Origin of the sequence: Streptomyces sp. AC602_WCS936 (assembly GCF_019049125.1) — a bacterium.
GTDB lineage: Bacteria > Actinomycetota > Actinomycetes > Streptomycetales > Streptomycetaceae > Streptomyces.
Genome location: NZ_JAGMUF010000080.1, coordinates 1 through 8,497 on the forward strand (window position 1 = coordinate 1; position 8,497 = coordinate 8,497).

An 8,497-nucleotide genomic window follows, 5' to 3' on the forward strand; every position below is an offset into this window, starting at 1 on the left:
GCGGGCGGGCCCGCCTTCGGCGGCTGCTTCGCCGGCGTTTCGTCGCCGACCAGGGCGAAGACCAGCGCCGCCGCGGCGGCCACCGCCACCACTCCGGCCGCGATGCCGGCCTTCACCGGGGCGCCCAGCCCTTCGGAGGCGGCCGCGCCACCCCCGGCCCCCGCCCCACCGGACGCACCTCCCCCCGCGGCGGCCGCCGCACCCGCGGCACCCGCCGCACCGGCACCCGCGCCGCCCGCGATGAGCCCCGCCGCCTTGGCATACCCGGCGGCACCGAACCAGCCGATGACCGCGACGGGAACCACGGCGGGAATGCCGCTCGCGACCTCCGCGATCTGGCCGGCCGCCAGCCGGCACCGGGCGCACTCCTCCAGGTGCTTGCGCAGCCCTCGTTCGGCCCGGATGCGCAGCCTGCCGCGCGCGTAGGTGCCCAGCTGGTCGGCGTAGCGGGCGCACTCCTCGTCGGCGGCGAGGGTTTCGCTGACGTGGGCCTGGAGATAGGCCTGCTTCAGGCCCTCCCGGGCGCGGCTGGCGAGCACCCGGGTGCCGTTGGCGTCGAGCCCGAAGAGCACGGCCACCTCGCTCGGCGACTCGTCCTCGACCTCGGTGTGCCACAGCACGGCCTGCCACCGCTCGGGCAGCGACCGGAAGGCCCGCATGGCCATGGACTGCTCGGCCTCGTGCATGGCCCGGACGTCGGCGCCCAGCTCCAGGGTGTCGTCGTCCGGCACCTTGGCGGAGTGCGCGGCCTGCGCGGCGAACACCGCGAAGTCGTCCACCAGCTGCTCCCGCCCGGCCGACCGCGTCCAGCCGGCGGCGACCCGGCGGACGGCGGTGAGCAGGTAGGCGCGTACGGCGTGCTCGGGGCCCGAGCCGCCGCGCACCGCCTGGAGCATGCGGGCGAAGACCTCGGCCGTGAGGTCGTCCGCGGTGTGGGCGTCGCGGCAGCAGGTACGCGCGTACCGGCGCACCGCGTCCGCGTGGCGCCGGTACAGCTCCTCGTAGGCCGTGTCGTCGCCCGAGCGCATCCGCCCGATCAGCTCCGCGTCGGATTCCGGCATCTCGCGCGGCGGCGGCAGGACGCCCCCGTCGTACACCTCCCGCGGTGGCGGAAGGATTCCCCCGTCACGCACCACGCGCGACGCCGGAAGAACGGTGTCCTCGTGCAGCTCCCGCTGAGCGGGGACAGCCGCTTCGGCCGGTCCGGTGTCCCCAGCGGTTCCGGCACCCTCACTCGACTCGTCCGGGACCCGGGACGGCCCGCCCTGGCCCGGCACCTGCGGTGGCGGCTCGCCGGGTCCGGTGCCGTCCTCGCCGAGTGATCCGTCCCGCCCGTCAACGCTCATCGCGGATAGCCCCCGCCACCTGCCCGCCAGTCCCGAACACCGGGTCAGCGTGCCATATCGGCCTTTGGCCAGGACACCGCAGTGCACGCCATCACTCGTCTGTGGGGACTTCTCGAAACCCGGTAATGACGATCAGTTGTTCGGGTAGGGAGGGAACCTCCCACGGCGGGCCTTGCGCAAGCTGCCGTCCGGCGTCGGGCGGGACACGGAACCGACCGCCACGCCCCGCCTACGGCACCTCGCGTCACGACGCGGGACGCGACCGCAGGCCCTCCAGCAGGATGTCCAGCAGCCGGGCCGAGGCCGCCGCCTGGTGCGCCGCGTCCGGCAGCGAGGGCGCCGCCGTGGCGATCACCAGCAGTACGTCCGACACCGACACGTCCGGCCGCAGCTCGCCCGCCGCCCGCGCCCGCTCGACGAGCCGTCCCACCACCTCGAGCAGCGCCGCCGCCCCGTCGTCGTCCACCACGGAAACCGACGCATCGGCCGACGCACCGGCCGAGGCCCCCGCGGACGCCGTGCTCTCGGGCACCAGCCGCAGCTCGCCGGAGCCCGGCTGCATCCGCTGCTGCGGCACCCGCGGCTCGCTGCTCACTGCACCGCCGTCACCGCCGTCGCCTTCGTCGGACACCCCGACCCGCAGCACCTGCGGGGGCAGCAGCCGGCCCGCACCCGAGGCCACCGACGTCCGCAGGAAGCGCGAGAGCGCAGACCACGGCTCGTCCTCCTGCCCGAGCGCCGCCCGCGCCTGATCGGTCAGCCGGGCCGTCTCCTCCTCGGCTATTCGCCGCACCAGGACGTCCTTGCTGGGAAAGCGCCGGTACACCGTGCCGACACCGACCCGCGCGCGCCGCGCCACGTCCTCCATCGGCGCGCCGTACCCCAGCTCGCCGAACACCTCGCGCGCCGCGCGCAGCACGTGCTCCAGATTGCGCTGGGCGTCCACGCGCAACGGCGCGGTCCGCGCTCCGTCCCCACGTCCGCCGCCCGGTGCCGCGCTCATCGCGCCACCGGGCGCGACAGTGGACGTGGACGACCAATGAGAGCCCTGAACATGCATAGCCAATCCCCCGGTAATGACGTCTCCCCCCGGAGACTCTCCCCGCCATCGAAAGCCGGAGTGCGGCGGAACAGGCTCGGTTTCCGGCCCGCCCGTCGCGGACCCGATGAGCACATCCCCCTACGCTCCGTGGGAAAGAACATAGTTGAGCGGGGGTCAATTCAGAAGAGGCAGGTTCCGCACGGTGCGCCCCTCGATCGGAGTACGGATCGTATACGCCCGGAACTCGCTGCCCTCCGGCCCCGCTCTCACCCCCACTGACCTGCGCGTCCTCCCCGCACCGAAGCCATTGCGCCGAACACCCCCCGCCACGGTCTCCGGTCACACAAATCGACAAGCCTGTGGACAAACGCAAGCGCCGGGTGCGTCATGGGATGGTGAAGGAACGTGCGCGCATTCTCGTTGTCGGCGGTGGCTACGTCGGGATGTACACGGCCCTGCGCCTCCAGCGGAACCTGAGAGGCGAACTGAGGCGCGGCGAAGCCGAGATCACGGTCGTCACCCCCGACCCCTACATGACGTACCAGCCGTTCCTCCCCGAGGCGGCGGCCGGTTCCATCTCCCCCCGGCACGTCGTCGTGCCGCTGCGCCGCGTCCTCGACCAGTGCGACGTCGTCATCGGCGAGGCCCGCTCCGTCGACCACACCACCCGCACCGCCACCGTCTCCACCCTTGCCACCGAGGAGGGCGCCGGCGTCCGCAGACTGACGTACGACGAACTGGTCCTCGCGCCCGGCTCGGTCTCGCGCACCCTGCCCGTCCCCGGCCTCGCCGACCACGGCGTCGGGTTCAAGACCGTCGAGGAGGCCATCGGCCTGCGCAACCACGTCCTCGAACAGATGGACATCGCCTCCTCCACCCGCGACCCCGCCCTGCGCGACGCCGCCCTCACCTTCGTCTTCGTCGGCGGCGGCTACGCGGGCGTCGAGGCGCTCGGCGAGCTGGAGGACATGGCCCGCTACGCCGCGCGGTACTACCACAACGTCACGCCCGACGACATGAAGTGGATCCTCGTCGAGGCCTCCGACCGCATCCTGCCCGAGGTCGGCGAGGAACTCGGCCGCTACACGGTCACCGAACTGCGCCGCCGCAACATCGACGTACGCCTCCAGACCCGCCTGGAGTCCTGCGCCGACCGAGTCGCCGTCCTCAGCGACGGCTCCCGCTTCCCGACCCGTACGGTCGTGTGGACGGCCGGCGTCAAACCCCACCCGATCCTCGCCGCCACCGACCTCCCCCTGAACGAACGCGGCCGGCTCAGGTGCACCCCCCACCTCTCCGTCGACGGCGCCCCGCACGCGTGGGCCGCCGGAGACGCCGCCGCCGTCCCCGACGTCACCGCCTCCGCGCCCGGTGCGGAATGCGCCCCCAACGCCCAGCACGCCGTCCGTCAGGCCAAGGTCCTGGGCGACAACATCACGCACGCCCTGCGCGGCGAGCCCCTGGAGACGTACGAGCACACATACGCGGGCTCCGTCGCCTCCCTCGGCTTCCACAAGGGCGTGGCCCACGTCTACGGGCGCCGGCTGAAGGGCTACCCCGCGTGGTTCATGCACCGCGCCTACCACCTCAGCCGCGTCCCCACCGTCAACCGCAAGGCGCGCGTGCTGGCCGAATGGGCCCTCGCGGGACTCTTCAAACGGGAGATCGTCTCCCTGGGCTCACTCGAACATCCGCGAGCCGAGTTCGAACTCGCGGCCGGTGGAAAGCCTTCTCAGGAACCCCCGGACAACCCGAAGGGGTCGTCCTGACCGGACTGAGGAACTCCCCCGGCAGGTCCGGCGTCTGACGGATGTCGGCCCGGCCCGCACCCTGCCAGACTGGTCCACCACCGCGGGCGCGCCGCCGCCCGCGGACGCGTGGCCCCGGGGGCTCGGACCGGTCCCCGCCGCCCGGTCCGGGACCACCGACAACCACCGGGGCGGCCGACAACTGCACGAGGCGGCCGACAACTACACGAGGCAAGGACACGAGGCAAGGATTCGTGAACTTCACGCGCTGGAGCGCCCGGCTCCCCGGAACGCAGCGCCGCGCCGCAGCGCGGACCGACCCGCCGCTCACCCCGGACCGCCGGCCGGACGGCTCCGTACCCGCCGCCCGCGCCGAACAGCTGACCGACGAGGCCCCGCCCGTACCCGCCGTCGACGAACTGCCCGTACGCGACGTCCTCGACCGCGTCCCGGCCCTCGTTGCCCTCGTGCACGGCCCCGACCACCGCCTCGCCTACGTCAACGACGCCTACGTCGGCGCCTTCGGCACCCGCACCCTGGGCGAACGAGCCCGCGAGGCCCTCCCCGAACTCTCCGAACTGGGCCTCTTCCCCCTCCTCGACCAGGTCCAGCGCAGCGGCAGACCTCGCACCCTCAAGTCCCGCAAGGCCTCCGACGGCCGCTCCTACACCTTCACCTGCACCCCGGTCACCGAGCCCCACGACGGCGACGGCGACCGCGGTGTCCTCGTCTTCGCCACCGACGTCACCGACCACGCGGAGGCCGCCGCCCGCCTCCGCGCGAGCGAACGCCGCCAGCGCGAGACCGCCGTCACCCTCCAGCGCTCCCTGCTCCCGCAGGAACTGGAGGAACCCGACGACCTGCGCGTCGCCGCCACCTACCACCCCGGCGGCACCGAGGCCGCCGTCGGCGGCGACTGGTACGACGTGATCACCCTCGGCGGCGGCCGCACCGCCCTCGTCATCGGCGACGTCATGGGACGCGGCGTCCGCGCGGCGGCCGTCATGGGCCAGCTCCGTACGGCGGTCAGGGCCTACGCCCGCCTCGACCTGCCCCCGCACGAGGTGCTCCAACTCCTCGACGGCCTCGCCACCGAGATCGACGCCAACCAGATCGCCACCTGCGTCTACGCCATCCACGACCCGAACGAGGGCCGGCTGGTCTACGCGTCCGCCGGACACCTGCCCATCCTGGTCCGCGACCAGACCGGCGCCGTCCAGCGCGCCGACGAACCCACCGGCCCCCCGCTCGGCACCGGCGGCTGGATGCACACGTCCGGCTCGATCGCCCTCACCCCCGGCTCCACCGCCGTCCTCTATACGGACGGCCTGGTGGAGCGCCGCGACGAAGACCTGGACGAGGGCATCGCCGCCCTGCAACGCGCCCTGTCCGGCGCCACCGGCAGCCCCCAGGTGGTCTGCGACCGCCTGGTCCGCTCGGCCGGCGTCACCCCGGACCACGACGACGACGTCGCCGTCCTCGTCCTCCAGCACCCCGCCCGCAAGGGCGCCGAGGCCGAGCGCTTCCGCAACGCCGCCCTGGAACTGCTCGGCGGCGTGGAGGCCGCCCCACGCGCGCGTGCCTTCGCCTCCGGCGTCCTCACCAGCTGGCGCTTCCCCACCGACCTGCACGACCTGGGCGTCCTGGCCACCAGCGAACTGGTCGCCAACTCCCTCCAGCACGGCACGCCCCCCATGCGGCTGCGCCTGCGCCGCACCGACCGCCGCCTGATCATCGAGGTCACCGACGGCGACGACCACCTGCCCAGACGCCGCCGCGCGGAACCCGGCGACGAGTCCGGCCGGGGCATCGCCATCGTCGCGACGATCGCCTCCAACTGGGGTTCCCGGCGCACGCCCGGCGGCGGCAAGGCGGTCTGGTGCGAATTCCTCCTGCCGAAGCCGTGAAGCGGTGAGGCAGTGAGGCAGTAAGACAGTGAGGCCGTGACGGGCACCCGCCCGTCACGGCCTCACCGCCTCACCTACCGCTCGGGTCACGCCTCCGCGGCCGCCACCGCGTCGGCCGGCGCCCGGCCCTGCGTGACCACCCGGCTCCGCGCGAGCGACGGCTGGTTCTGTACGTCCGTGAGCTGCCGCCCCAGCCGCACCGCCAGCACCGTGATGCCCAGCGAGATCAGCGTGAAGGCCACGATGTACGGCGCGTGCAGCGACGCCCCGAGCGGCCCGCCCACCGCCGGCCCGATCGCCAGCGCGAGCTGCTTCACCAGGGCGAAGGCGGAGTTGTACTGCCCGGCGAGACCGGTCGGCGCCAGGTCCGCCACCAGCGGCGCCAGCGTCGGCGACAGCAGCGCCTCACCCAGCCCGAAGAGCGCGTACGTCGAGATGAAGGCGGCCGTCGCCATCGCCTGGCTGCCGTGCCCGAGCCCGGCGTACCCGGCCACGGCCCACGCCACGGCCCAGATCAGCCCCACCGAGGCGATCACGCGCGACCGCTTCCGGCGCTCCACGAACTTCAGCACCGCGAACTGCGCGACCACGATCATCAGCGTGTTCGCCGCCAGCGCGGTCCCCAGCGCGGACGTGGAGATCCCGGCCGCCTCGACGCCGTACGCGCTCAGCCCCGACTCGAACTGCCCGTAGCAGGCGAAGAACAGCACGAAGCCCAGCACGCACAGCTGCACCATGGCCCGGTTGCCGAGCAACTGCTTCCAGCTGCTGCCCGCGGACTGTCCCGGCGCATCCTCGACACGCGGCGCGCGCGGCGCGCGCACCGTCGCCATCACCGCGACCAGCACCAGGAACATCGCCGCCTCGATCGCGAACAGCAGCGTGAACGACGACGCTTTCGAGGTGTCGACCAGATGCCCACCGATGAGCCCGCCGACGCCGAGACCCAGGTTCTGCAGGAAGAACTGCATCGCGAACGCCCGCGACCGCGTCTCGGTCGTCGAGCAGTCCACGATCATCGTCGCGAGCGCCGGCTGCATCACGGCCTGCCCCGCCCCCAGCGCGGCGGCGGACAGCAGCACAGTGGAAGCCGAGGCCGACAGCCCGAGGCTCAGCGCCCCGAGCGCGGCGGTGACCAGGGCGACCAGCAAGACCGGCAGCGGGCCGCGCCGGACGATGGCCCGCCCGGCGAACGGCAGCACGATCAGCGCGGCCACGGCGAAGACGGCGAGTACGAGACCCGCCGTCACAGAACCGAGTCCCCGTACCTGCGCCACATAGACATACAGGTAGGGGACGGTGAAGCCGAGCCCGAACGCGCTGAGTGCGTTGCCCACATGGATCCGGCGCATCGCTGCGCCCATTGCCCTGGTCACGTTCACCCTCTCTGGGTCGATGCTCCAGCCGTTAAAGCTGAAGACTTAGAAGCTAAAGTTCGAAGGTAAAGAGTACACAGCGAAGGACTTCGAGGCAAAGGAGTCCCGTGCCATACTGCGGGCCATGGGCGACACCTCCGGCGCCGGCGAGCCGACACTCGAAGAACAGATCGCCGCCTACCAGCGCGAGTTCCAGGACCTCGACCCCCAGGTCGAGAAGATCGTCTCGGCACTCTCCCGCCTGAACCGCCGTATGAACGTGGCGTACGGCCGTCAGACCGCCGAGCTGGGCATCAGCAACACCGACTGGGAGGTCCTGAAGGCGCTCGTCCTCTCCGGCGCCCCCTACCGCCTGGGCCCCGGCGACCTCGCCAAGCGCCTCGGCCTCACCCCGGCCGCAATGACGCATCGCATCGACCGCATGGTGGGCGAAGGCCTCGTCACCCGTGACCGGGACGAGACCAACCGGGTCCGCGTCATCGTCGAGCTGACGGCGGAGGGGCGGGAGAAGTGGTTGGAGGCCATGCGCCTCGCCACGGTCTTCGAGGAGGACCTGCTCCAGGACCTCTCGGCGGACGAGCGGTCGGCCCTCGGCGAGGTACTGACCCGCCTGCTGCGCAGGGTCGAGCACGCCCAGCCCGACGCCGGCGGCCGGCTCAGCGACCTCGATTAAAAGATCTTGACAGGGACGCTTGACAGCCCCCTGGGCGATCCGTAAGGTTCTTCGGGTTGCCACCGGGCCGTAACGGTTCTGCGGCAACACCTTCCGCCGCGAGAGCGGCGCCCAACCACCAGCAAGACCTCCCTCTGGGAACTGTTTCGGCATGTCCGAATTCAATTCCGAAGGGACTCGGCGACCCGCTCGACACCGATTGGGAAACGCCGGGAAAGTCCGCTAAGGTTTGGGACGTCGGAACGGCCCAACAGCCGCGAAGACAACCCCCTCTGACAGGGAATCAGGACCCGAAAGGATCTGATAGAGTCGGAACCGCCGGAAAGGGAAACGCGAAAGCGGGAACCTGGAAAGCACCGAGGAAATCGGATCGGAAAGATCTGATAGAGTCGGAAACGCAAGACC

The 8,497-nt window shown here is 72.3% G+C and carries 6 protein-coding genes; 3 read left to right on the top strand and 3 right to left on the bottom strand.

Going from position 1 to position 8,497, the window contains the following annotated elements:
• Together KUM03_RS24840 and KUM03_RS24845 are read right to left on the bottom strand one after the other, a co-directional pair.
• Positions 1 to 1,346 (bottom strand): sigma-70 family RNA polymerase sigma factor (locus KUM03_RS24840; RefSeq protein ID WP_217251524.1); only part of this gene is annotated, 1,346 nt, incomplete at its 3' end.
• A gap of 244 nt (positions 1,347 to 1,590) precedes the next feature.
• A complete protein-coding gene (locus KUM03_RS24845) occupies positions 1,591 to 2,406 on the bottom strand; it encodes a TetR/AcrR family transcriptional regulator (protein WP_217251525.1) in 816 nt (271 codons plus the stop codon).
• Positions 2,407 to 2,780: 374 nt separating this feature from the next.
• On the opposite strand from KUM03_RS24845, the gene KUM03_RS24850 reads away from it, so the two are divergent.
• A complete protein-coding gene (locus KUM03_RS24850; protein ID WP_217251526.1) occupies positions 2,781 to 4,157 on the top strand; it encodes an NAD(P)/FAD-dependent oxidoreductase in 1,377 nt (458 codons plus the stop codon).
• A gap of 233 nt (positions 4,158 to 4,390) precedes the next feature.
• Complete coding sequence (locus tag KUM03_RS24855; RefSeq protein ID WP_217251527.1) at positions 4,391 to 6,043, top strand: SpoIIE family protein phosphatase; 1,653 nt, start codon at positions 4,391 to 4,393, stop codon at positions 6,041 to 6,043.
• Positions 6,044 to 6,129: 86 nt separating this feature from the next.
• Here the strand turns inward: KUM03_RS24855 and KUM03_RS24860 are convergent, their stop codons facing one another.
• Positions 6,130 to 7,407 carry an MFS transporter gene (locus KUM03_RS24860; RefSeq protein ID WP_217251529.1) on the bottom strand — a complete coding sequence of 426 codons (1,278 nt, stop codon included), beginning with the start codon at positions 7,405 to 7,407 and terminating at the stop codon, positions 6,130 to 6,132.
• 136 nt (positions 7,408 to 7,543) lie between these two features.
• On the opposite strand from KUM03_RS24860, the gene KUM03_RS24865 reads away from it, so the two are divergent.
• Entirely contained in the window at positions 7,544 to 8,092 is a 549-nt protein-coding gene (locus KUM03_RS24865) for a MarR family winged helix-turn-helix transcriptional regulator (RefSeq protein WP_217251528.1), read from the top strand.
• The last annotated feature ends 405 nt before the right edge of the window (positions 8,093 to 8,497 follow it).

Bases quoted from the DNA above. Each gene is read 5' to 3' on its own strand.
- KUM03_RS24845 (WP_217251525.1), bottom strand. From the start codon at position 2,406: ATGCATGTTCAGGGCTCTCATTGGTCGTCCACGTCCACTGTCGCGCCC.
- KUM03_RS24850 (WP_217251526.1), top strand. From the start codon at position 2,781: ATGGTGAAGGAACGTGCGCGCATTCTCGTTGTCGGCGGTGGCTACGTC.
- KUM03_RS24860 (WP_217251529.1), bottom strand. From the start codon at position 7,407: ATGGGCGCAGCGATGCGCCGGATCCATGTGGGCAACGCACTCAGCGCG.
- KUM03_RS24865 (WP_217251528.1), top strand. From the start codon at position 7,544: ATGGGCGACACCTCCGGCGCCGGCGAGCCGACACTCGAAGAACAGATC.